General features: G+C 56.9%; 21 protein-coding genes. 17 read left to right on the top strand and 4 right to left on the bottom strand.

What is annotated here, in order from left to right:
* The first annotated feature begins 11 nt into the window (after positions 1–11).
* The 13 genes from mshL to ACP2AU_RS10610 all read left to right on the top strand — a co-directional run bounded on the left by mshL (position 12) and on the right by ACP2AU_RS10610 (position 14,459).
* A complete protein-coding gene (gene mshL / locus ACP2AU_RS10670; protein ID WP_426376146.1) occupies positions 12–1,721 on the top strand; it encodes a pilus (MSHA type) biogenesis protein MshL in 1,710 nt (569 codons plus the stop codon).
* On the top strand, positions 1,721–2,560 hold the full coding sequence (locus ACP2AU_RS10665; protein WP_426376144.1) for an ExeA family protein: 840 nt from the start codon (positions 1,721–1,723) through the stop codon (positions 2,558–2,560). Before mshL ends, ACP2AU_RS10665 begins: the two co-directional genes overlap by 1 nt.
* A complete protein-coding gene (locus ACP2AU_RS10660; RefSeq protein ID WP_426376142.1) occupies positions 2,557–3,708 on the top strand; it encodes a tetratricopeptide repeat protein in 1,152 nt (383 codons plus the stop codon). Before ACP2AU_RS10665 ends, ACP2AU_RS10660 begins: the two co-directional genes overlap by 4 nt.
* A complete protein-coding gene (locus ACP2AU_RS10655; RefSeq protein WP_426376140.1) occupies positions 3,705–5,474 on the top strand; it encodes a GspE/PulE family protein in 1,770 nt (589 codons plus the stop codon). The genes ACP2AU_RS10660 and ACP2AU_RS10655 overlap by 4 nt, the downstream gene beginning before the upstream one ends.
* Positions 5,474–6,703 carry a type II secretion system F family protein gene (locus ACP2AU_RS10650; protein WP_369612364.1) on the top strand — a complete coding sequence of 410 codons (1,230 nt, stop codon included), beginning with the start codon at positions 5,474–5,476 and terminating at the stop codon, positions 6,701–6,703. Before ACP2AU_RS10655 ends, ACP2AU_RS10650 begins: the two co-directional genes overlap by 1 nt.
* On the top strand, positions 6,704–7,285 hold the full coding sequence (locus tag ACP2AU_RS10645; protein WP_426376138.1) for a hypothetical protein: 582 nt from the start codon (positions 6,704–6,706) through the stop codon (positions 7,283–7,285).
* 36 nt (positions 7,286–7,321) lie between these two features.
* Positions 7,322–7,858: a prepilin-type N-terminal cleavage/methylation domain-containing protein gene (locus tag ACP2AU_RS10640; RefSeq protein ID WP_426376136.1), complete on the top strand. Its 537-nt coding sequence runs from the start codon at positions 7,322–7,324 to the stop codon at positions 7,856–7,858.
* A 39-nt stretch (positions 7,859–7,897) separates the two neighbouring features.
* Positions 7,898–8,374 (top strand): type II secretion system protein, encoded by a 477-nt coding sequence (locus tag ACP2AU_RS10635; RefSeq protein WP_426376134.1) that lies wholly within the window; start codon positions 7,898–7,900, stop codon positions 8,372–8,374.
* 123 nt (positions 8,375–8,497) lie between these two features.
* Complete coding sequence (locus ACP2AU_RS10630; RefSeq protein WP_426376132.1) at positions 8,498–8,944, top strand: pilus assembly FimT family protein; 447 nt, start codon at positions 8,498–8,500, stop codon at positions 8,942–8,944.
* Positions 8,944–9,444 (top strand): type IV pilus modification PilV family protein, encoded by a 501-nt coding sequence (locus tag ACP2AU_RS10625; RefSeq protein ID WP_426376130.1) that lies wholly within the window; start codon positions 8,944–8,946, stop codon positions 9,442–9,444. Before ACP2AU_RS10630 ends, ACP2AU_RS10625 begins: the two co-directional genes overlap by 1 nt.
* Positions 9,444–10,238, top strand: a complete 795-nt coding sequence (locus ACP2AU_RS10620; RefSeq protein WP_426376128.1) for a PulJ/GspJ family protein — start codon at positions 9,444–9,446, stop codon at positions 10,236–10,238. Before ACP2AU_RS10625 ends, ACP2AU_RS10620 begins: the two co-directional genes overlap by 1 nt.
* Positions 10,228–10,620 (top strand): pilus assembly PilX family protein, encoded by a 393-nt coding sequence (locus tag ACP2AU_RS10615; protein WP_426376126.1) that lies wholly within the window; start codon positions 10,228–10,230, stop codon positions 10,618–10,620. Before ACP2AU_RS10620 ends, ACP2AU_RS10615 begins: the two co-directional genes overlap by 11 nt.
* Positions 10,617–14,459 carry a DUF6701 domain-containing protein gene (locus ACP2AU_RS10610; protein WP_426376124.1) on the top strand — a complete coding sequence of 1,281 codons (3,843 nt, stop codon included), beginning with the start codon at positions 10,617–10,619 and terminating at the stop codon, positions 14,457–14,459. The genes ACP2AU_RS10615 and ACP2AU_RS10610 overlap by 4 nt, the downstream gene beginning before the upstream one ends.
* 15 nt (positions 14,460–14,474) lie before the next feature.
* Here ACP2AU_RS10610 and ntrC read toward each other — a convergent pair whose 3' ends face one another.
* The 4 genes from ntrC to glnA form a co-directional block, all read right to left on the bottom strand.
* Entirely contained in the window at positions 14,475–15,908 is a 1,434-nt protein-coding gene (gene ntrC / locus ACP2AU_RS10605; RefSeq protein WP_426376122.1) for a nitrogen regulation protein NR(I), read from the bottom strand.
* Positions 15,905–17,005, bottom strand: coding sequence for a nitrogen regulation protein NR(II) (gene glnL / locus ACP2AU_RS10600; protein WP_426376121.1), 1,101 nt, complete (start codon positions 17,003–17,005; stop codon positions 15,905–15,907). The genes ntrC and glnL overlap by 4 nt, the downstream gene beginning before the upstream one ends.
* Positions 17,006–17,243: 238 nt before the next feature.
* A complete protein-coding gene (locus ACP2AU_RS10595; RefSeq protein WP_426376120.1) occupies positions 17,244–17,768 on the bottom strand; it encodes a DUF4124 domain-containing protein in 525 nt (174 codons plus the stop codon).
* Between the two features lie 195 nt (positions 17,769–17,963).
* Positions 17,964–19,367: a glutamate--ammonia ligase gene (gene glnA / locus ACP2AU_RS10590; protein ID WP_426376118.1), complete on the bottom strand. Its 1,404-nt coding sequence runs from the start codon at positions 19,365–19,367 to the stop codon at positions 17,964–17,966.
* A 391-nt stretch (positions 19,368–19,758) separates the two neighbouring features.
* On the opposite strand from glnA, the gene typA reads away from it, so the two are divergent.
* From typA to ACP2AU_RS10570, 4 genes are all read left to right on the top strand, one after another.
* Positions 19,759–21,570: a translational GTPase TypA gene (gene typA, locus ACP2AU_RS10585; RefSeq protein ID WP_426376116.1), complete on the top strand. Its 1,812-nt coding sequence runs from the start codon at positions 19,759–19,761 to the stop codon at positions 21,568–21,570.
* Between the two features lie 119 nt (positions 21,571–21,689).
* On the top strand, positions 21,690–22,652 hold the full coding sequence (gene pip, locus ACP2AU_RS10580; protein WP_426376114.1) for a prolyl aminopeptidase: 963 nt from the start codon (positions 21,690–21,692) through the stop codon (positions 22,650–22,652).
* A gap of 107 nt (positions 22,653–22,759) precedes the next feature.
* Complete coding sequence (gene dtd, locus ACP2AU_RS10575; RefSeq protein ID WP_426376112.1) at positions 22,760–23,215, top strand: D-aminoacyl-tRNA deacylase; 456 nt, start codon at positions 22,760–22,762, stop codon at positions 23,213–23,215.
* A 479-nt stretch (positions 23,216–23,694) separates the two neighbouring features.
* Complete coding sequence (locus tag ACP2AU_RS10570) at positions 23,695–24,702, top strand: porin (RefSeq protein WP_426376110.1); 1,008 nt, start codon at positions 23,695–23,697, stop codon at positions 24,700–24,702.
* Positions 24,703–24,782: the final 80 nt, after the last annotated feature.

The following is a 24,782-nucleotide window of genomic DNA, read 5'->3' as shown; positions in this document are numbered from 1 at the left end:
AGCGGACAATAATGAACGCATTCAGACCCATCGCCTCAACCAGCCTGGTGACAGCACTGGCCTTATTGGTTTCGGCCTGCAGCAACAATCCATTGATGCGGACCTCGGCGGCAACCTCCACCGATGTGGCCGACGAGATTGCCAGCACCCTTGAGCAGGCGGAGCAGCGCCAGCCGACTGAGGGTGACAGCGGTCGCCCCCCTGCGCCTTCCGCTGCCGAGATCAGCAGCCAGTTATTGCCCTCATTGAGCCGGGGGGCGCAGCAGGATGAGCGTTTTGATGTGAACGCCTCTGATGTGCCGGCCAGCAGCTTTTTCGAGGCGCTGGTGGAAGGCACCCGTTACAACGTTGTGGTGCGCCCGGAGGTGTCCACGCCGGTCAGCCTGCGCCTGAATGATGTGTCGGTACCAGAAGTGATGGAGATTGCCGCTGATCTCTATGGTCTTGAAATTACCCGTAAAGGCCGGCTTTACCAGGTGTCTGCAGACCGGGTTCAGACTCGCCTGTTTCCGATCGATTATCTGCATTTCAAACGCCGAGGGGGTTCGGAAACCCGGGTGAGCTCCGGCCAGGTCAGCAGCGTCCGCGGCGGTGGCTCGGACGCCGGCAGCGACAGTGGCGATAGCGAAACCCGGAACCTGGTCGGTACCACCATTTCAACCCAGACCCAATCGGATTTCTGGCAGGATATCCGTGACGCCCTGAGCATGATCGTCGGTGACGAGGGTGGCCAGGTGGTGGTCAATCCGGGTGCCGGCCTGGTGATGGTGCGGGCCGGATCGGAGGATCTGCGCCTGGTGGAGGACTACCTGCGCCGCACGGAACTGATCATGCAGCGCCAGGTGGTGCTCGAAGCCAAAATTCTTGAGGTGGGGCTGAACGAAGGCTATCAGCAGGGGATTAACTGGTCCGACCTGCAGAGTGCTTCATCCGTTACCGCCAGCGACGGTTTGCCCGCTGAATTCACCTTCGAGAGTGTGACCGGGCAGGTCATCAGAACGTCGGACATTGGCGGCTTGTTCTCTGCCACGATTCGCGAGGGTAGCTTCAATGCGGTGATCGAATTGCTGGGGCGCCAGGGCAATGTCCAGATTCTTTCCAGCCCGAGAATCTCGACCATCAACAACCAGAAAGCGGTGATCAAGGTCGGCACCGATGAATTCTTTGTCACCGATATCGATTTCGACGACAACAATTCTGCTGTCACGGCCACCGACAGCACCTCGACCTCCGTCGAACTGACGCCGTTCTTCTCCGGTATCTCGCTGGATGTAACGCCACAGATTGCCGAAGACGGCGCCATTACCCTGCATGTGCACCCCTCGGTAAGCGAAGTGGCGGATCAGGAAAAGGTAATTACGATTGGGGAACGGGATGTGACCCTGCCGCTGGCCCGAAGCACGGTGCGGGAAACCGACAGTGTTATCCGCGCGGAGAGTGGCCAGATTGTGGTAATTGGCGGCCTGATACAGTCTTCCAGCGAAGACGACAACTCCGCCGTGCCGTTTTTCAGTGATATTCCCCTGCTGGGTGAACTGTTCAAGCAGCGCAAGTTTGAATCCCGCAAGAGCGAACTGGTGATTCTGCTGCGGCCGGTTGTCGCCAACGCCAGCCAGATGCAGGCGGATGTCCGGGCTTCCCGCGAGCGCATGGAGGTATTGCGAACGTTGCTGAACTCCTCGGAATCGGTCAAACCACAGCCTGAAACTGCGCCGCGCTGATGTACCAGAGCCACTTCGGACTGCAGGAAGCACCGTTTGCCTTGACCCCCAATACCCGCTACTTCCTGCGGGCGCCAGGTCATTCTGATGCCCTGGAACTGTTATTGGTGGCAATAAGGCAGCGGGAAGGCTTTATCAAGGTAACCGGGGAAGTCGGCACCGGCAAAACCCTGCTGTGTCGCCTGTTGCTCAATGAACTCGACAAAGAAGCCTGCACCGCTTACGTGCCCAACCCGAACCTGCCACCGGATACCCTCTACGAGGCCGTGGCCGAGGAATTGGGCGTTGACGTAGCCGTGTGTGCCAATGTGCATCAGATTCTCAAGGCGTTGAATGAAAAGCTGATCGAGCTGGCGATGGCGCAGAAACCGGTGGTGCTGGTGATTGATGAAGCCCAGGCGATGCCCGAAGAGACCATCGAAGCGTTACGCCTGCTCACCAACCTGGAAACCGAAAGTGCGCGGCTGCTCCAGATTGTGCTGTTTGGTCAGCCGGAGCTGGACCAGATACTGAGCAAGGACAGCCTGCGCCAGTTACGCCAGCGCATTACCTTCCAGACTCGACTTCAGCCGCTGACCCGCGATTCCGTTGCCCATTATCTACGGCACCGCCTGGCGCAGGCCGGATACAACGGTGGCGAACTGTTTACCCCCGGCGCCCTGAAAATTATCTGGCGCGCCTCCGGAGGCATTCCACGGCTGGTGAACGTACTGGCGCACAAGGCCATGCTGGCAGCCTGGGGGCAGGGTGAGCCGAAGGTCAGCCGGCGCCATGCCTTGCTGGCAGTTCGTGATACCGAAAGTGTGCGGGCTCTCGGCCTGTTCGGGAGGTGGTTATGAGCCTGCTGAATGATGCCTTGCGGGCCGCAGAGCAGCGCCAGGCGAAGCCACAGGTAGCGCCGGTCTATACCGGTAACCCGTCCGGGGCTCACCAGAGCCGTGCGGGCAAGGTGGCCCTGGTGGTTGTTCTCTGCCTGGTTTTTGCTGTGGTGGCCGCTGGATGGTTTTTCTTGCCGGATAGCTCCGCGAACAAGGCGCAGCCAGAAGTGACCAGCGCTCCCGACATTGAGAGTGTTAGCGCAGCGGAACAGCCGCCAGTGGCGGAAGCCCCGGTAATGACAACGAGCACGGAAGAGCCTGTTTCGAAGCCGCCCATGCCTGCCTCGAATCCGGCCCCCGAAGCCGTGCTGAACACAGAATCGCCTACTCAGCCCCGTGCCGGGGCGGTGGCACAGAGTGGCGGAGAAAAGGACGACCCTGTTGCTGCGCCGGTCACTCCCGAGCGTCCGGCAGTGCCAGAGAAACACGCACCTGCTGCCCGGAACAGTGGGTTGCCGGAATCAGAAACGGAAGGTGCAGGCGGGCCCGAGCCAGCGGCCACTGCGCCTTCTTCCACGGTGAAGCAGCCCCGGGAAACGCCGGAATCGATAGATTTGCGCTCCAGCCGGACATTGGCCCGGTTGCTGGCAGAAGGGCAGAGCCAAGAGGCTGAGGGTTTGCTGGCCTCATTAACGGAGCGCCAATCCGCTCCGAACAGCCGGGAGGTTGTCGCCCGTGAGCTGTTGGTTCAGGGTAACGCCGACCGGGCGTTGAACTGGCTGCCAGAGACGGTCACCAATGAGTATGCCAGCCTGCGCTTGCTGCGAGCCCGGGCGTTATTGGAATTGGGGCAGCTTGACCGGGCGTTGGCCACACTCTCGGGGCGAGTACCGGCGGTAGCCAAACACCCGGAGTACCGAATAACGCTGGCGACCCTCTTGCAACAAGCCGGTAAGAGCGAGGCGTCTGCCGGCCACTGGGCAGAGCTGATCGCCTACGACGACAGCCGGCCCGCCTGGTGGCTGGGCCTTGCCATCGCTCTGGAGACCGGCGGTCGCGCCCGCAGCGCGATACAGGCTTATGCCCAGGCGGCCTCCTTGCCGGGGCTGTCTCCGGCGCTGGCGGACTACGCCCGTGAACGCTTGAACGCATTGCAGGCAGGATCATGACCACAGAACCGAAGAAAAAAATTCGCATAGGTGACCTGCTGGTCCAGAACGACGTCATCACCGAACAGCAGCTGATGACGGCGCTGCGTGAGCAGAAGAACACCGGCCGAAAGCTGGGCCGCACCCTGATTGATCTGGGCTATGTGGATGAGGATAACCTGCTCAACATCCTCTCCCGCCAGTTGGAGGTGCCGTTCGTTCAACTGCGCCACTACCAGTTCAACAACGAACTGGTAAAGAAGTTGCCTGAGGCCCTCGCGCGCCGGTTCCGGGCGATTGTGCTGGCGGAACAGGGGGGCGAGTTGCTGGTGGGAATGGCCGACCCGCTGGATATTTTTGCCTACGATGAACTGGTGCGGGTGCTCAAACAGCCCATCAAACAGGCAGTTGTCCGGGAGAGCGAACTGCTCAACACGCTGGACCTGGTCTACCGCCGTACCGACGAGATTGCCTCGCTGGCCGAGGAACTGGAAGACGAGCTGGGCGATGATGCCTTCGACCTGGCGGACCTGTCTGCCGAATCCGAAAGCGCCGATGCCCCGGTGGTCAAACTATTGCAGACCCTGTTTGAAGACGCCGTGCAGGCCCGGAGTTCGGATATTCATATCGAGCCGGATGAGTCGGTGGTGCGTATCCGCCAGCGGGTGGATGGTGTGCTTCAGGAACAGGTGATGAAGGAAAAGCGCGTGAACGCGGCGCTGGTCCTGCGCCTGAAATTGATGGCCGGTCTGAACATTTCCGAGAAGCGCTTGCCTCAGGATGGCCGTTTCAACGTGCGAGTCAAAGGTCGCAGTATCGATGTGCGGGTATCCACCATGCCCGTGCAGTACGGTGAATCGGTGGTGATGCGTTTGTTGGACCAGAGCCAGGGCATGTTGGACCTTCAGGGCACCGGCATGCCGCCGCACTTGCTGGAGCGTTTCCGCAAGCTGATCAAAAAGCCCCATGGCATGATTCTGGTAACCGGCCCCACCGGCAGCGGTAAAACCACGACCCTGTATGGCGCGCTGACCGAACTGAACAAACCCGAAGTCAAGATCATCACCGCTGAAGACCCGGTGGAATACCGGTTGCCACGGATTACCCAGGTTCAGGTGAATCCAAAAATCGGACTGGAATTTGCCAACGTGTTGCGCGCCTCCCTGCGCCAGGACCCGGACATCATTCTGGTGGGTGAAATGCGTGACCACGAAACCGTCGAGATTGGTTTGCGTGCCGCCATGACCGGTCACTTGGTGCTGTCCACCCTGCACACCAACGATTCCATCAGCAGTGCCATGCGCCTGATTGATATGGGGGCGGAGCCCTTCCTGGTGGCGAGTTCACTGTTGGGCGTGGTGGCTCAGCGCCTGGTTCGGCGGGTATGCGAAAACTGCAAAGAGCCCTACCAGCCCACCGAACAGGAGCTGATCTGGCTGCAGTCCTTTGACCTGGATCCGCTTGATATTGAAGCCGGCTTTATCCACGGCAAGGGCTGCTATCAGTGCAGCAACACCGGCTATAAGGGCCGGCTTGGCGTCTACGAAATGCTGGAAATGGACGAGGACATGCTGGATGCGCTGCGCCGCAAGGATGTCTCTGACTTTACCCGGGCCGCCCGCCGAAGCCCCATCTATCGGCCTTTGGGGCAGTGCGCCATGGACTATGCCCTACAGGGCGTTACCTCTTTGCAGGAAGTGGCACGAGTAGCGGCCACATCGGAAGCCGACATGTCGGTGGATGCCGATGACCTGGGCGGCGATACCGCCATAGGAGTGGATAGCTGATGCAGTTCAGTTACCGGGGCAAGGACAACCGGGGCGTTGTTCAGCAAGGTTCTCTGACCGCCGCCAATCCGGACGCGGCAGCCAGCGAACTGATGCGCCGTGGTATTACGCCGCTGACCATTCGCGAACAGGAAGATACCTCGTCGGCACTGGACAAACTGAACCAGCTGCCGCTGTTCCGGAAAGCCGTCACGCTGGATGAGCTGATTGTGTTCTGCCGCCAGATGCACGCGTTGACCAAGGCCGGCATCCCGCTGATCCGCACCATGCGCGGGCTGGCAGAAACCACGCGCTCGCCGGTGCTGGCGGAGGTGCTGGAAGACATTACCAACCGGCTGGAAGGCGGCACCACCATGGCCACGGCCATGCAGGCCCACCCGAAAGTGTTCTCCGAACTGTTCATCGCCATGATTCACGTGGGGGAGAACACCGGGATGCTGGATGATTCGTTCAAGCGCCTGTCGGAGATTCTGGAGCTGGAACGGGACACCAAACGGCGGGTAAAACAGGCACTTCGCTACCCAACATTCGTGGTCATTGCACTGCTGGCGGCGTTGATGGTGGTGAACTTCCTTGTCATTCCGCGCTTTGCCTCGGTGTTTGCCAAGCTGGGCGCAGACTTGCCATTCCTGACCCAGGTGCTCGTAGGCACGTCGAATTTCCTGCTCGGGTACTGGCCGGTGATGTTGTTTGCGGGGGCTGCCGGTGCTGTGCTGATTCGCCAGTGGAAGCAGACCGATCGGGGCCGGCTGATGTGGGATCGCTACAAGCTAAAGCTGCCCATCATCGGCCCACTGTTGGAGCTGATTACCCTCAGCCGTTTTGCCCGTAACTTTGCCACCATGCTCAAGGCCGGGATGCCGGTTACGCATGCGCTGACGGTAGTGGCCGACGCCACCGACAACGCCTGGATCGGCAGCCATATCAAAGACATGCGGCTTGGTATTGAACGCGGTGAAAGCCTGCTGAGAACCGCGCGGCACAGCGAAATGTTCACGCCCCTGATCCTGCAGATGATCGCTGTAGGGGAAGAAACCGGTTCGGTGGATGACATGCTTAATAATGTGGCGGATTTCTACGACGAAGATGTGGACTATGGCCTGAAACGGCTGGCGGAATCCATCGAGCCGATCCTGATCGTGGCCATGGGGATTCTGGTACTGATACTGGCGCTGGGGGTGTTCCTGCCGATCTGGGATCTGGGAGCGGCCGCCATGGGGCGGGGCTAGGTGCAGGCGCCACGCTGGTCTTCGGCTGATGGCCTGGCCAATGCCAGGCGGATGCGGATGCTGACGGCCCTGGTGGTGTTATTTGTGCTCTGGTGGGTGCTGCTGGGCAGGCTGGAAAGAGAGCTGCAGCAGGTGGAACAGCAAAGCGTGGCCATGGTGCTGACGCAGCTTCGCTCCTCGCTGGTGATTAAAGGTGCGGAAGCCATGTTGAGCCGGGATCAGAACCTGGCCCGCCTGGAAGGGCGTAATCCCTTCAGCTGGCTTGATCACCAATGGGCGAGCTACAAGGGCGATTGTGGCGAGAACGAGCCGGACTCCGGCAGCTGGTGTTTTGCAAACCAGCAACAAAAAGAAACAGGCGAAACGGCCAGGGGTTGGTTAATTTATAAACCGAAGCAGCCGATAACCATAGAAGGCAAGCGCGTGAAACCCGAACAGCCGATCGCCTGGCGAGTGACAACCGAATTTGCTGACCGCAACCGGAATAACCTGCGGGAGCAAGACGAACGGCTCACCGGCCTGACACTGAGGCCGGTACCGTTCCAGCAAACCACAGTGAACCGGCAGGACGCCAGGCGCTGAATGGCCAACACGATAGAACAGGCAAGAGGCTGACGAATGACGCAGTACAACAGCAAACAGAAGCAAAAAGGTTTCACCCTGATCGAGCTGGTGGTGGTAATCGCCATCCTGGCCATCCTGGCAGCGTTTGCGCTGCCGCGGTTTGCGCAGCTTTCGGAACAGGCGCATCAGTCGAGTATTAAGGGTACCGCTGGGGCGTTGAGTGCGGGGGTTGCGCTGGCGAAAGCTCAATGGGTGACAAATGGCTTCACCACCGCCACCGAAGACCTGGCTGGCTTTGGTGACGAGACGGTTAATATTTCCGCCAATGGCTGGCCGGTTTCCGCTGGAAGCCAGACTTATACTGGTCCGGCGAACGGCGACAACGTCACCATGACAGGCGCCCGCTGCGTAAACGTCTGGGAAGCGTTGCTGCAGGCGAATGCTCCAGACGTTGCCGATTCGGGAGCCGGGGTGGACTATCTCGCCAGCGGCTCGGGCAGTGTGTGCACCTACACCTACCAGCTTGACAACGAAGGCAGCACCATCGAATACGATGCGGCCAACGGCGAGATTACAACAACGATTAACTGATAAATACAGATATCAACTGGCAATAGACGGAGTAACAACATGAACGCAATGACAGCAATTGCAGCACGTAAAGAAAAAGGCTTCACCCTGATCGAACTGGTTATGGTGATTGTGATTCTGGGGATTCTGGCGGCGTTTGCTTTGCCGAGGTTTGCGGATTTTGGAGGCGATGCCGAAAAAGCAGCCAGGGCCGGTGTTCTAGGCGCTATGAAATCGGCCGTTGGGATCACGCGAGCCCGTTGTCTGGCTAGTTCAAGTTGTGACCAATCGGCTGCAACTGGCGAGACAGTTGATCTTGAGGGGGTAACGATCGATTTGGCCTATGGTTATCCTAATGCATCGGATGATGGAATAGTTGCAGCGGCGCAGATAGATGCAGGAACTATTACTCACGCTAGTGGGGTAACCACGATCGAGTTAGACAGCGACTGCACAATTACGTATACAGAAGCGGCAGATGACGGTAGTGGTAATGTAACCCCCCCACAGTATGCAGGCACTACTACTTGTAACTAAAGTCGACTTTAACATTGCGGGCAGACTGCGAAGGAGCATCGGGCAAGGGCGGGCAGAAGCTTGATACCAAGCGGATTACGTTTTAGCCCGTTATGAATCGAGTCGTTTGAAGTCTGGAGGGGCATGGGAATAATTAGAACCCTAAGGTCGTCGGGCTATACCCTCGTAGAGCTTGTGATGGTTATCATCCTGATCGGAGTCCTCTCTGCCGTGGGTATTGGCCTGTTCGCCAGAAGCGCGGCCTTCTCCCCTTTGCTGGCCACCCAGCAACTGGAATCCGCCACGCTGCTTGCCCAGCAGGCAGCGCTGGCGGGTAACACCAGCCAGAACACGCTGACCGTGACATCGACCTCTGACGAATTTCTGTTCACCGTGGGCTCACGGGAGCCTTTCCGGATTGACAGCGGTGGGACATCTCTGTCGGTCACCGGCGCCACCTTTCCTATTACTTTTGATCATTTCGGCCGCCCGGAAACCTCGGGTAATAACGTTCAGTTCACCTTTTCCGGCGAATCCACTTTCCGGGTTTGCCTGAGCCCTCTTGGGGCCATTTACCGGGGGCCGTGCTGATGCATGCCCAACGCGGAGCCACCCTGGTGGAATTGGTCATGGCCATCGTCATTATCAGTGTCGCTATTGCGGGCGTTGTTGGGGCATTCTCCCTGATTGCCGGACGCAGTGCCGACCCGCTCAACCAGACACGAGCCGTGGCTCTGGCACAGCGTTATATGGATGAGATTCTTGCTCGTCCCTTCGATGAAAGTGCACTGGCAGGCCAGCGTTACCCAGGTGGCTGCCGCAAAACAATTACTCCCGGTCGAGATCGGGAGGAATATGAAGATGTTGACGACTACAATGCTATCGACAATGAAGTTCCGTCCCGGTACTGGACGGCTTCAGACGACCCGGAGTCTGGCTACAATCAGTTTCGGGTCAGCGTCGATGTGGACTGCGTGGCTAACCCCGTCGCCGAGCTTAAAGCGGATGTAGAGGCCAAGCGAGTTCGGATCAATGTCACCGATCCCTCGGGTAATAACTATGTATTTGCAGCCTACAGGGTGAATTTCTGATGCGTCGTGCAGGAGGGTTCACGCTTGTGGAACTGGTAATGGTCATCGTCTTGCTCGCGATTGTGGCGACGATATCGGTTCAGTTTGTGGCTTTTTCTACTCAAGAGGCGATAGATGCCAGCGACAGGCAGCAGCGAGCGCTGAAGGCTGTTGTGGTGAGTGAGCAGATTACTCGCATGCTGCGGGAGGCGCATCCGCTGTCCATACGCCTGACCGGCCCAACTAACAACTGCCTTGAGTGGCAGCCGATTGAAGGGGCTACAAGATACTCCAGACTGCCGCAAGGCGGCGGAACCGAGATAGAAGTAGTTCCGTTTTTTGAAGTGCCGACTGGCAACGGGATGCGAGTAGTGGTGTATGGTTATGGTGGGCCTACCGCAGATGTAGCCGACTGGTTCTACAGTTCACCGCTCAGTAATCCTGGGCCGATCTCCCCACCTATCGCAAGCTTCGGCAATGATACTGATCCGGCAACGATAACATTGACCTCATCTCACCGGTTCAAAGCCCGGTCGCCTGCCCGCCGTGTATTCGTGGTGTCACAACCAAACGCGCTTTGCTCAGAGTCCGGCAATCTGCTCGTACTTTACAGTAATTACAATATTGATGAGTCCTACGCCAGTGGTACTCCGGCGGTTCTGGTGGCGGATCTTGGCGGCCCGGCCGAGTTCACTTTTACTCCTGCGACCCTGAGAAGATCGGCGTTAGTGACATTCTCATTTGAGCTGATAAGTCCGGGAAGTTCTGAAACGCTGAATGTCAGCCAGGAGGTACAGATTCGTAATGTACCTTGACCGAAAGCCTCACGATCAGCGCGGAGCCGGCCTTCCTGTCGCGCTTTTTATCATTACAGTACTTGCTTTACTGGTATTGGGAATGTCTCAGTTGCAACAGTCAACAAGCGAATCGGTGAGCTTGCAAGTACAGTCACAAAGGGCTTTTTTTGCTGCCGAGAGCGGTGCTCAGATTGGTGTGGGCAGAATTCTGGCTGATCCCGATAATCCGCAGTGCTTTTCTGAGTCGATTGAATTCTCGGAAGCAGGCCTGGTTACCTGCCGGGCAGAAATAACGTGTTCCGTGAGTACCGGTGGCGAGATTTTCACGCTAACCAGCGAGGGCTACTGTGGTTCGGGGTTTGATGAAGCGTCCCGGACGGTGGAAGTGAGGGTGCGATGAAGTTGCTGAAACAGTGTGTCGTGTTTTGCCTGATAGCGATGGCCCTGGCCCTTGTGAGCCGTTCCCTCCATGCTGCTGAGTGTGCTGATGTATTTGCAAGCGATATAAATCCCAACCTTGGTGCGAATGGGCTGAATCTCACAGGGGTGCCTTGGAGTAGTGATTCGTGGCCAACTTCTGGCTCTACACTGACAGCTGGCGACTACTATTTTTCAGGAACAACTCTGGGCAACAACTATTCGTTGAGCATTGCCAGCGACGAACAGGTCAGGATCTTTGTCAGTGGCTCACTGAACATGGGAGCGAATGTCGATTTAAACGCTAACGGCGATCCGAGCCAGTTACTGATTGCGGTTCAGGGAAATCTTGTATTTGGTAACAACGCTGAATTTAATGGTCTGGTGTACGCTGGCGGCAGCATCGGGCGTAGTTCGCCAGGGGGTGGTTCAGCGCCTGACATACAAGGGGCAGTTGCCGCTGCAGGAGCGATTGATCTTAGCGCTGCTGATGTGGACTACGAATCTGGTTTGGTAAATTCGTCTTTGCTAACCGGCCTGTGTGACAGAAATATTGTGCTTTCGGCAAATGAAGTAGATGTGGGCCCCGTTGAGGTTACAACAGGAGCTACTGTTAACTTTTCGGTAGAAGCACGAAATTGTCCTGCTGCCGAAGGCGCTGCTTTCGACTTCGAATGGGTTGATCAGTGGACGGTTGGGGGCGCTGTCGAGGATCAGTTCGGGTATGAGGGCTCGCCATGCGATCGTTCTGTAACTTGGTCTCGCACGTTTACGGAGCCAGGTGAGTATCCAGTTGAATACGTTTCATATTATTGCAGCGACAACGGCGTCTTTAATCTGTGGTGCATAGGTTATAGCGAGTTCGACCGGGATCAGATCATCATCCGAGTTCGGGATGAATTCGATGGCCTCAACTGTGAAACTCAGGATGATTTTGACGATGGCCCTCTTGATCAGAGCCTCTGGGTAACCTCCAGGTCCAACGGTGAGTTTACTCCCAGTGTTGTTGAACCGGGGCGCCTCAGGATGACAGAAGCCAAGAACAATCAGGCCACTGCCGCGACGTTACAGGCCGAAATCCCTGGTGATGGAAACCTCGTGATTCTGCGTTTCAATTACTACGCTTATGGTGGTTCCGGCGCGGATGGTATTGCGGTTGTCTTGTCTGATGCTCGCATTACGCCACAACCCGGTAGTTACGGTGGCTCTCTTGGTTATGCACAGAGAACGGGGGCGTCTGGTGGTGATGGCTTTGCCGGTGGCTGGCTCGGTATCGGAATCGATGAATACGGCAACTTCGCCAGTCAGTCTGAAGGGCGTGAGGGCGGGAGGCCAAATGGCCGTACCCCGCAATCTGTTTCCATTCGGGGTTCGGGGGAGGGTGCTGACGGTTATTCATATCTCGCAGGTACGCCAACACTCAGTACAGCTATAGATTCGACCGGTCAGTTCAACGCCCATACCTATGAAATCCGGATGGACTCAACAGAGCCAGGTACCGCGTTCGTGTCCGTCAGCCGCGACACAGGTTCTGGTATGCAGACGTTAATTCCACGCTTTGACGTGTTGGATAACTCGTCGCAGGCCGCCGTGCCGGAAAATCTCCTGCTTTCCATTACCGGGTCTACCGGGGGCTCGACTAACGTCCATGAACTTGATGACCTGGAACTGTGTGCGCTCAAGATCAATAAGGTCGGAGCCCAGGTTCACCATTTCGAGATTGAACATGACGGTTTAGCGCTAACCTGCCAGGGCGAGGAAAACATTGTCATACGTGCCTGTGCCAATGCAGATTGTTCGGAACAGTTCACTGACCCGGTAGAAGCCGACATGACACCCTCTGGTTGGGTTGGTGGGAATACCGTGATGGTCAACAATGGGGAGTCGACCGCCACATTGAGGCGTACGACCACGGGTACTGTTGAGCTAGGAGTAGTTGGTTCGCGCCCCTCGACAAGACCCCAGTCTGTTACTCTTTGCCGGTCGGGCAATAGTGGGCTCTCGCCAGAGAACTGCAATTTGCGCTTCTATGATACAGGGTTGGTGTTCGACGTCCCCGATATGTTCGCTAACGAGGGACAGTCAGGCATCGATGTCCGAGCGGTCAGAACCGAGGGGTCACCGGAACAGGCCTGTGTACCAGCATTCCGAGGCGAGAAACGAAGCGTGAGATTCTGGTCTTCATATATCAATCCTGTCGCCGGAAACCTGTCGGCTACGCCGGCGGTGCAAGTGCAGGGAGAGGAAATCAGCGGCTCGGCGCTCAGTCCAACATCTATTCTTTTGGATTTTGATAGCAATGGTGTGGCATCGATTAACGTAAATTATCCAGATGCAGGGCGGTTACAGCTCGACGCAGCCTATGTTGGCTCCGAAGCAACTGATGACCAGGGCCTGGTTATGCCCGGGGCTGATCAGTTTGTCTCGAAGCCAGTGGGTTTTTGCATTGAGGCAACTTCCCCTGATGCGGCCTGTGACTCTCCGCTGGCTAACTGTTCTGTTCTGACTGCTGCGGGTGATTCCTTCGATCTGAGGTTAAGGGCGGTTGCCAGTGATCCTGGAGGAAATGAAAACCTGTGTGTTAACAACTCGGTCACCCGTAACTTTCGTGCCACGCTCGATCTGGACCACTCCTTGATAGCGCCCCCTCCTTCAGAGGGCACCTTGGGTAATGTCGGAGTGAGCCAGGCTCAGTTTGGCCAGAGCGACGATGGTGAAGTTACAATTCAGCAGAGTGTCAGTGAAGTTGGCGTGTTCAGATTCGGGATAGTGTCAGGGCAGAGCTATCTAGGCACTGCTTTGCCAGGTGGTTCGAGTCGTGATGTCGGGCGTTTCACGCCTGCGAGCCTGGAGATGGTGGAGGCCACTGCTGACCATGGAGTCTTGCAGGCCGGTTGCGCCGTTAACGGTAGTGACGATCTACATTATATTGGTCAGCCAATGCGTTGGTATGTGCCACCTTCCTTTCAGATCCGGGCACTTAATCGCCAAGGCGGGATAACCGAAAACTACACTTGGGGCGGCTTCCTCAAACTTCAGGATTCTGATCTGAAGCGAGTATTTCCCTCTGCAGACCTGTCCCAGACTACCAGTGATAATTCGTCTCTGGTGTCTACTGACTTCGATTCGCGGGATGGCAGCATAACGTCGGGTAGTCCTGGGGTGATGGACTATACCTTTTCCGTGGAGGATGCCGTTTGGTACAGGAAAAATCCCGAAGCCAGAGTTGGCGCCTTCTCTCCGAGTCTTGAGTTCGAATTGACGTCTCTGGAAGACAGCGATGGCGTTGATGCGCCGTCGTTACCGTACCCATTTATTGCAGGGCTGGCTGTTGATCCAGATACTGGCAGCGGATTTAAAGTTCGTTACGGTAGGTTGGCTCTCGACAACGTATATGGTCCGGAAAACCTCGAAGAATTACTAATGCCGGTCCGACTGGAAGAATGGACAGGCAGTACCTGGCAGGCCCGTGACGGAGGCGCTTGTATTCCGTCGGACCTGACGGCTATAACTGATGCTGCTGAAACATCGTCAGACCATCACACATTGGATGCTTCTGGACTCATTCCGGGCACCGGATCAGGTGAATACTACTTGAGATTGGTGCCCGATGGCTCCAGGGGCTCGGATACACTCCGCTGGCCTCTTTCATCCGGCGCTGATCTGGACAGTGGTGAGGTGCCTGGTCAGTATGATTGGTTGATGGACTTCTGGGGCCGGGATCCAGATTCTGATGCGCTCCAAAGCCCTGAAGGCATCGCTACCTTCGGCGTATACCGAGGCAGTGACCGTATCATCTATTGGCGGGAAGCCACTGACTAAGGCGAAGGAGGAGTCTTAATCCTCCTCCCCCTCCGGCTGATCCATCCCCAACTCATTAATCTTCCGGGTCAGCGTATTCCGCCCCCAGCCCAGCAGGATGGAGGCATCCCGGCGGCGGCCACCGGTGTGCTTCAATGCCGTTTCAATCATGATCTTTTCGAACTCGGGCACCGCGGTATCGAGTATGCCTTTCTTGCCGCGTTTCAGTTCCTGTTCCGCCCAGTTTCTCAGCCCTTCCTGCCAGGTCAGGCCGGTGGCGGCGTGCTCGGTGTCGGCCTGGTGTAACAGTTCCGGGGGGAGGTCATCAATGTGGATCTCCCGGCCGCTGGCCATGACGGTCAGCCAGCGGCAGGTGTTTTCCAGCTGACGGACGTTGCCGGGCCAGGGCAGGGTGGTCAGGTATTCCTCGGCGTCCGGGCGCAGAATCTTGGGCTCTACGGCCAGTTCTTTGGCGGCGCGCTTGAGGAAATGCTGCATCAGGCGGGGGATGTCTTCACGGCGCTCGGCCAGTTTGGGCAGGTGCACGCGAATCACATTCAGGCGGTGAAACAGGTCTTCCCGGAAGTTACCGGCCTGTACCAGTTTCTCCAGGTCTTGATGGGTGGCTGCGATGATGCGCACATCCACCTTGATGGGAGTGGTGCCGCCCACCCGATAAAATTCCCCGTCAGCCAGAACCCTCAGTAATCGGGTCTGGGTGTCGGCGGGCATATCGCCGATTTCGTCCAGAAACAGCGTGCCGCCATTGGCCTGTTCAAAGCGCCCTTGCCGCACCGCGCCCGCGCCGGTGAAGGCACCTTTTTCGTGGCCGAACAGTTCAGATTCAATCAGATCTTTGGGAATGGCCGCCATATTCAGCGCGATGAACGGGTTGCGTACCCGGGGGCTGTGGTTGTGCAGGGCCTGGGCCACCAACTCTTTACCCGTGCCACTTTCGCCGTTAATCAGCACCGTGATGTTGGAGTGCGACAGCCGGCCGATGGCCCGAAACACTTCCTGCATGGCGGGTGCCTCGCCGATGATCTCGGTATTGCGGGGTGCGTTGTCGGCCTGGGGTTCGCTGGTGGCACGTTTCTCATGGCTGTGCGCAACGGCCCGCTTGACCAGTGCCACGGCATCGTCCACATCAAAGGGCTTTGGCAGATATTCGAAGGCGCCGGTCTGATAGCTGGTCACCGCGCTTTCCAGGTCGGAGTGGGCTGTCATGATAATCACCGGCACGTCCTGGTACAGCTCGACGATTTGCGAGAGCAGCGTAATCCCATCGACACCGGGCATACGGATATCGCTGATGATGGCATCCGGGCGCTCGTGTTCCAGCCGCATCATGATGCTATCACCACTGTCGAACACTCTCGGCTGCATATCAGCCTGACTCAGGGCCCGTTCCAGCACCCAGCGGATGCTTTTGTCATCGTCGATAATCCAGACGTTTGCCGATTGGCTCATTGGTTGTCCTCCAGGGGCAGGAAGATGATGAAGTCGGTTCTGCCCGGCTCGCTTTCACACTCCACCAGTCCGCGATGCTGGCCGATGATGCTTTGGGTTATCGAAAGGCCGAGCCCGGTACCAGACGCGCGACCGCTGATCATGGGGTAGAAAATATTCTGCAACAGTTCTTGCGGAATGCCCGGGCCGTTGTCGATGATGTCGATGCGGCACACCAATCGATGGCGGCGATGGCCGATGGTGAACTGGCGCAGGGCCCGGCTGCGGAAGGTGATGGTGGGGGGCGCTGCGTTGCTGCCGGGGCTCTCGTTTTCGAACGCCGCTTCCATGGCGTTTCGGGCAATGTTCAGTACCGCCTGAATCAGTTGCTCTTTATCGCCGGAAAACTCCGGGATGCTTGGGTCGTAATCACGCTTCAGAACGACCCGCCCTTTGCTTTCGGCTTCAATCAGCGTGCGCACCCGCTCCAGAACTTCATGAATGTTGGTGGCTGCCATTTTCAGGGCTTTATTGGGCCCCAGCATCCGGTCGACGAGGGTTCGCAGTCGGTCAGCCTCATCGATGATGACCCGGGTGTATTCACGCTGGCCATCGTCTGAGAGTTCGCGATCAAGCAATTGCGCGGCGCCACGAATTCCCCCCAGGGGGTTCTTGATCTCATGGGCCATACCCCGGACCAGAATGCGGGTGGTTTCCTGCTGGGAGATGATGTCTTCTTCCCGGCTGATCCGGATCAGCCTGTCACGAGGCTGGATTTCGATCAGCAATTCGGTTGGGTCCAGGCTTACCGGGGTAACCGAGTAATCCACGGTTAGCCGGGCACCGCTGATCAACCCGAATTCGGCTTCTCGTCGCGTGTAAGATTGTCCGTTTTTCAGGGCAGCATACAGAGTGGTGAGGGCCTCTGAGGAATCCACCAGAATCTCTTGCAATGGCAGCCCGCGGCTGCGGGTCAGACTGGCTTCAAACAAGCTCTCGGCTGCCGGGTTAATATAGCGGATGGCAAGATCGTCTCCGAGAACCAGCACAGCGGTTGTCAGGCTATCCAGAATGCTTTTGTAGCTGCTTCCGGCTGTCGCGACTGGGTGGGATGGCATGCGTTGCTTCCGTTCTCGGTTCATGGGTGTATCCCTGAGGCTGCAAAAAACGAACCAGCTTTGTAACATCCGGCAGAGGGTGGCGAATAAACGGGCAGGAAGGGCGCCGTCGCCGGCGCGTGGTGCTATAGCGTGGTGCAAGCGCGGAAGGTCTGGGAGCAGGCAGCCCGGTTAATGCCCTGTGGCTGCCCAGAGTATGGTCATATCCTGGTGCAAATGCACCATGGTGGTGCGAAATTTAATTAAGCGCGGACGGGCGGTGGATGGTAAACGTAATCGGGCTGCCAGTTTTTACCCGAACGCCGTCCCCATCCACGATATGAACGCCGGCGCTGTGGGTACCCCGGTCGATGTTGTTGACGGTGACGGTGCCGGAGCGACTCTGGCCCACAGGCTGGCCGTCGAGCGTAATTTCAAATCTATGGCTTTCTTGCAGGCCGGGGCTGCTTTGCACCTCGAAGGTGACATTGCCGTTTCCGCTGTGAAACGCCTGCTCGTCAGACGGATACTGAAAGGAAACAGACTGATAAGCGGCGCCCTCACGTTGCGCCTGCTGGCGCAGTTGCTCCGGTTCCTGCACCACCTCGGGTTTCGGCAGGGTAATGGTGGTCACGGGCTTTACTTTAACTTCTTCACCGCCGTCCATCGGTTCATCGGAGAAAGTGACATTGCCGTACGCATCTACGTGGCGATAGACCTCGCTGTATGCGGTGGTCGAGACCAGCATAAGCAGGGCCGTGGCAAGTGTAATCGGTGCTTTCATGGCAATAACCTGTCGTAGTGAACTGTTCCGATTATCGATTGCGGGGATGGCCATTTCAACGTCGTGGGCGCTTCAGGAGGTTACATATCGTTAAGGGCGGGGCTACGGATCCCTGGCTGGGATCGAATCCACAAAAAAGCCCCGCGCGGGGCGGGGCTTGACGGTTAACAGGCTGCACCATATTGGTGCAATCTGTTAGCAGGAGTAGTAAAGGTCGAACTCGACCGGGTGTGTGGTCATGTTCAGCTTTTCCACTTCGCCGCGCTTCAGATCAATGTAACCGGCGATCATGTCTTCGGTGAACACGCCGCCGCGAGTCAGGAACTCGTGATCGGCTTCCAGGCAGTCCAGCGCTTCCGAGAGAGTCTCGGCCACTTGCGGGATGCTCAGGGCCTCTTCTTTCGGCAGGTCGTACAGATCCTTGTCCATGGCATCGCCCGGGTGGATCTTGTTCTGGATGCCGTCGAGGCCGGCCATCATCAGGGCAGCAAACGCCAGGTACGGGTTGGCGGATGCGTCCGGGAAGCGCACTTCAATGCGGCGTGCTTTCGGGCTGTTCACGTACGGAATGCGGATAGAGGCAGAACGGTTGCGGGCAGAGTAGGCCAGCATAACCGGCGCCTCGAAGCCCGGAACCAGGCGCTTGTAAGAGTTGGTGGAGCTGTTGGTGAAAGCGTTGATGGCCTTGGCGTGCTTGATCACACCGCCAACGTAGTACAGAGCCGCTTCGCTCAGGCCCGCGTAGCTGTCACCGGCAAACAGGTTCTTGCCGTCTTTGCTCAGGGACATATGCACGTGCATACCGGAACCGTTGTCGCCAACCACCGGCTTGGGCATGAAGGTTGCTGTCTTGCCGTAGGCGTGCGCCACGTTATGCACGCAGTACTTGAGGATCTGGACTTCGTCTGCCTTGCGGGTCAGCGTGTTGGCACCAACGCCGATTTCGCACTGGCCAGCGGTGCCCACTTCATGGTGGTGTACTTCGATTTCCAGGCCCATGGACTCCATAGCCGCACACATGGCACCACGCAGGTCGTGCAGGCTGTCCACCGGCGGAACCGGGAAGTAGCCGCCTTTTACGCCCGGGCGGTGGCCGATGTTATTGCGTTCAAAATCTTCGCCGGAGACCCAGGCCGCTTCTTCAGAGTGGATATGGTACATCGCACCCTGCATATCCACGTTCCACTTGACCGAGTCAAATACAAAGAACTCCGGCTCCGGGCCGAACAGGGCACCATCGGCGATGCCGGTGGACTTGAGGTATTCTTCGGCACGACGGGCAACAGAGCGCGGATCACGCTCATAACCCTGCATGGTGGAGGGCTCGACGATGTTGCAGGTGATGTTGACCGTGGTTTCTTCGGTGAACGGGTCCAGAACGGAGGTTTCATCGTCTGGCATCAGGATCATGTCGGATTCGTTAATGCCCTTCCAGCCCGCGATGGAGGAGCCGTCGAACATCTTGCCATCGGCAAAAAAGTCTTCGTCTACTTCGGTGGCCGGCATGGTAACGTGCTGCTCTTTACCGCGGCTGTCGGTGAAACGCAGGTCAATCCACTTGACTTCGTGTTCTTTGATCAAATCAATCGTCTTGGACATTGTGCATGCTCCGTAAGGTTTTACGTGTTCGTTGTGCCGGATCGTTCGATGTTCGAAGGCCGATCTTTCTCAGGTTCGGGCAGCTTACCAGAAGCGTGAATCCCGTACCTTCACTGTGCGGCTGATTACGGTTAAGCAATCAGCTTGCCAGTTTTTCCTGGTTGCGCCAGAAGAGCGCAGCCGCAAGGCCTTCGGGCTAACATGGCGCATCATGGATGGCCAGCATAGCACTGAAGTCTCCGGAGGTGCGCACCAAATAAGTGCGTTTGGCGGGTTGCCGCCTTAAAACAGTGCGGGATTGAATTGGTTACATATTAGACGCCAATCTTCATATTATCCCCCTGGACTTTTCGATATACTGCGCGCCGCTAATTTCTTCAGGATACCCGTTGTGATTGATAAGCTTAGAAACGTTGCCATTATCGCCCACGTTGACCATGGCAAAACCACCCTGGTTGACCAGCTGCTACGCCAGTCCGGCACGCTAGACCGAAAAGAGCTCGAGAATGAGCGCGTGATGGACTCCAATGACCAGGAAAAAGAGCGCGGCATTACCATTCTTGCCAAAAATACGGCTCTCAAGTGGCATGACTACGACATCAACATCGTAGACACCCCGGGTCACGCGGACTTTGGCGGTGAAGTTGAGCGAGTGATGAGCATGGTCGACAGTGTGCTGTTGGTGGTGGACTCCATCGACGGGCCCATGCCGCAAACCCGTTTCGTGACTCAAAAAGCTTTCGCAGCGGGGCTTCGCCCGATTGTTGTGGTCAACAAAATCGACCGCCCGGGTGCGCGCCCCGATTGGGTTGTCGATCAGGTGTTTGACCTGTTTGACAATCTGGGTGCCACAGACGAGCAGCTGGATTTCCCGATTGTTTTTGCCAGCGCCCTGAATGGTATCGCCGGCATGGATCATGAAAACCTCGACGACAACATGGACGCGGTTTTCCAGGCTATTGTTGATCACGTCCCTGCGCCGTCCGTCGATCGCGATGGTCCTTTCCAGATGCAGATCTCCCAGCTGGACTACAACAGCTTCCTGGGTGTGATTGGTATCGGGCGCATCATGCGCGGCAAGGTCAGTACCAATACGCCGGTCGCTGTTATTGGCGCCGACGGCAAGAAGCGTAACGGCCGGGTTCTCAAGATCATGGGGCACTCCGGTTTGCAGCGGGTAGAGGTCGATAACGCCCAGGCCGGAGATATTGTCTGTGTTAGTGGTCTCGATACGCTGTTCATTTCAGACACCCTGTGTGATCAGTCTAACGTCGAAGCCTTGCCGGCACTGACCGTGGATGAGCCGACCGTATCCATGACCTTCCAGGTGAACGATTCCCCGTTTGCCGGTAAAGAAGGCAAGTATGTGACCAGCCGTAACATCAAGGAGCGCTTGGATAAGGAGCTGCTTCATAACGTGGCGCTGCGGGTTGAAGAAGGCGATTCCGCCGACAAATTCAAAGTGTCCGGTCGTGGCGAGCTGCACCTGTCGGTTCTGATCGAGAATATGCGTCGCGAGAACTTCGAGCTGGCCGTGGGTCGCCCGGAAGTGGTGATCAAGGAAGTCGACGGCGTCAAGCAGGAGCCGTACGAGAATGTGATCGTCGACATCGAAGAGCAGCACCAGGGCCCGGTGATGGAGCAGATGGGGCTGCGCAAAGGCGAGATGACCAACATGATTCCGGACGGTAAAGGTCGTATTCGCCTTGACTACACCATCCCCGCCCGTGGCCTGATTGGCTTCCGGAATACGTTCCTGACCATGACCTCCGGCACCGGCATCCTGACCTCCACCTTCAGCCATTACGGGCCGATCAAGGCCGGTGATGTGACCAGCCGTCAGAATGGTGTGATTGTGTCTATGGCGACCGGTACCGCCCTGACGTATTCGCTGGAAACCCTCCAGAGTCGCGGTAAGCTGTTCCTCGATCCTGGCCAGGAAATCTACGAAGGCCAGTTGTGTGGTATTCACAGCCGCGACAACGATCTGGTGGTTAACCCCACCAAGGGTAAAAAGCTGGATAATATGCGGGCTTCCGGTAAGGACGAAGTGATCGGCCTGGTGCCGCCCATCAAGTTCACACTGGAGCAGGCGCTGGAGTTTATCGACGACGACGAGCTGGTTGAAGTAACGCCCAAGTCTATTCGTCTGCGCAAGAAGCTGCTCACTGAAAACGAGCGTAAGCGCGCCAACAAGAAGTAAATAACCGGGAGCCGCCGAGTTTCGGGAAAGCCCCCTGGGCTTTCGTGAGATTCTGCGGCTCTTGTGTTTTCCCCGCCTGTCTCAGCTAAACTGCCGTTATCCCTGAAACGGAGTTTCCCATGCTGACCCTGTATCCCGACATTGAGCCCTACGCGCGCCACCGGCTGGCGGTCGATCATCCTCATGAGTTGTATCTGGAAGAATCCGGTAACCCGGAAGGTGTCCCGGTTATTGTTGTGCACGGTGGTCCCGGCGGTGGGTGCGAGGATTATCATCGTCGCTTTTTCGATGCCGAGCGGTTTCGGATTATTCTGCTGGACCAGCGAGGGGCGGGCCGTTCAACGCCGCTGGCCGAGCTGGAGGGCAACAGCACCGATAAACTGGTAGAAGACCTGGAGGCTGTCCGGAACTTTCTCGGTATCGATCGTTGGCTGTTGTTCGGCGGCAGCTGGGGTTCCACCCTGAGCCTGGTTTACGCCGAAACCTATCCGGACAGGGTGCTGGGATTGGTGTTGCGGGGTATCTTCCTGTGCCGGCCGCAAGACATTCAGTGGTTTTACCAGGACGGCGCCAGCCGGGTGTTCCCGGATTACTGGCAGGATTATCTTGCCCCCATTCCCGAAGCAGAACGGGCTGACATGGTATCGGCCTATTATCGCCGCTTAACCAGCCCAAACGAGTTGGAGCAGATACAGGCCGCAAAAGCCTGGTCAATCTGGGAGGGGCGATGCGCAACGCTGCAACCCAATGCCAAGGTGGTCGAGCATTTCGGGCATCCCCACGTGGCTATTGCCCTGGCAAGGATCGAGTGCCACTACTTTATGAACAACGCCTTTCTTGAGCCCGATCAGATCGTTCGCAATGCAACAAAGCTGAAACATATCCCGGGCATTATTGTTCATGGTCGCTACGACATGGTGTGCCCGCTGGATAATGCCCTGGCTCTGAGCAGGGCGTGGCCGGAGGCGGAACTGCAGGTGATCCGCGACGCGGGCCACTCAGCATCCGAGCCAGCCATCGTGGATGCCCTGATGCGAGGCGTTGAGGCTGTTGCAGCAAAAAGCCTTCCGTCCGCTGGGTGAGAATGCGACTTTTTATTGATCTCGCGGGGTTGCGGAGGTCTGACAGGCTCTATACACTTTTGGGGTTTCAAATAGTTAACCTCAGGTGTCAACGCTCCAGGGTTTGAATGAAAGGACTGATTCAGCGCGTTTCCGAAGCCAGTGTAGCCGTAGAGGGTGAAACGATTGCCCGTATCGGTTCAGGGTTGTTGCTGCTGCTCGGTGTCGAACGTGGCGACACATTGAATGAGGCAAAGGACTTGTGCCGCAAAATCCTCTCATACCGGATCTTCCCGGACGCGCAGGGTCGAATGAACGTTAACGTTGTCGATTCTGGCGGTTCATTGCTCGTGGTTCCCCAGTTCACGCTTGCTGCTGATACATCTTCAGGTACCCGGCCCGGCTTCTCTCTGGCTGCCGCACCGGAGTTGGCGAACGAGTTGTACAGCGCCTTTACCGATGAAGCTTGTAACGAACTGGGTGATGAGCGTGTGGGAGCCGGTTGCTTTGGCGCCGATATGAAAGTGGCCCTGGTTAACGACGGCCCGGTGACGTTCCTGCTTGAGTCTGGTCGAAGAGGCTAGTGCACAAAAATGTGACGCAGTTGTCAGTCGTGCCTCACGAAAGTGCGTGAATTGGGGTATTGTTTCAGGGTTTGCGCTTGGGATGCATCCAAGCTTAGTGTAATTGGTTGTTTTTGCGATTTTTTTGCTGGTTTGGCCCTGAATTTGGTTGTCAGTAGTCAGTGTGGTGTTAGCTCGGAGTGATCTAAGTACCTGGATTACCAATCCAAACCGGGCTAAAAAATAACCGTTAAAAATTTGCAAAAATCAGGACAGTGTATTAAAACAAGTTCATCACACAGAGCTTTAATGTGGCTGTGTAAGTGATTGAGATTTAAGGCAAGCAGGCTTGCCTCATAAAAAGAAGAAAAGCTGTTCCCAAAGGAATTTCAGGGGGCAGACAGAAACCCGGCGGGCAAGGCGTAGGGCGTTGCCTGCTAATAAAAATCGGGATTCAAACCCGTCGAAAACCTGAGTTAACTCAAAAAGGAAGACGCAACATGAAAAAAACGATCCTTGCTTCTGCTATCGCAGCTGCAACCTTCTCTGGCGCTGCCATGGCACAGTCCACTCTGTCTGCTTCCGAGCTGGCGGCCAAGATGGATTCCATGCCGACAGTTTACGGTAACATTCAGTACGCCATCACCCACACCAACGTAGACGGCGGCGGCTCTGAAGTTAAGCACTTCGATAACGGCACCACGCTGGGTATCAAGCACGACCACCAAGTTGCTCCGGGCATTACTGGCTTTTTCAAGTTGGAGCTGGAAGGCATCAACGCTGATGATAAGAGCGGCAGCAACGGCATCGATGGCCTGGATGAAGCTTATATCGGGATCAAAGGCGACAGCTTTGGTCAGCTGTGGGTCGGTTCTGACGACTCAATGTATGAGAGTGCGGTTGACGAAGTAGCCCAGTTCCACGAAGTTGGCTCTGACATCGGTTTCAACTACGACACCGGCGAAGGCGACCTGGTTCAGTATCTGTCACCGAGCTTTGGTGGTCTGACTCTGGGTGCAGCTGTTCAGTTCAACGGCGATAACGACACCAAGGGCGGCGACAAGTCCTTCCCTTATCAGCTGGCGGCGATGTACGAAGTAGACGCGCTTGAGCTGGCGTTTGCGGTTGACTCCAACGACAACGGTAATGGCAACAACGAGAACTCCTACGGTCTGCGTGCCAGCTACAACTTGGACAACTTGCGCCTGACCGGTTCTTACGAGACTCGTAAGGACGTTGCAGATGTACTGGGCCTGATGGGTGTATACACTCTGGGTAAAAACCAGTTCGCGCTGTCTTACCAGATTAATGACGATGACGACTCTGGCGACAAAAACGACACCATCATTTTGCAAGCGTTGCACAACGTTTCCGACCATATGTACGTGTATGTTGAAGGCTATCTGAGCAATGCCGATGAGGACGTTTACGTCATTGAAGATGAGCCGACTGCAGGTGCAGGCGACGAGCAGTCCATCGCTGCTATCGGTGCTGTCTACTACTTCTGATCAGCCGATAGGCTAATCCAGTAGTAATGAAAGCCGGTGACTTTGTCACCGGCTTTTCTTTTTGTGAATGAATCATTGCC

This window comes from Marinobacter sp. VGCF2001 (assembly GCF_049943275.1).
GTDB lineage: Bacteria > Pseudomonadota > Gammaproteobacteria > Pseudomonadales > Oleiphilaceae > Marinobacter.
This window is presented reverse-complemented; position numbering and strand designations above follow the sequence as displayed.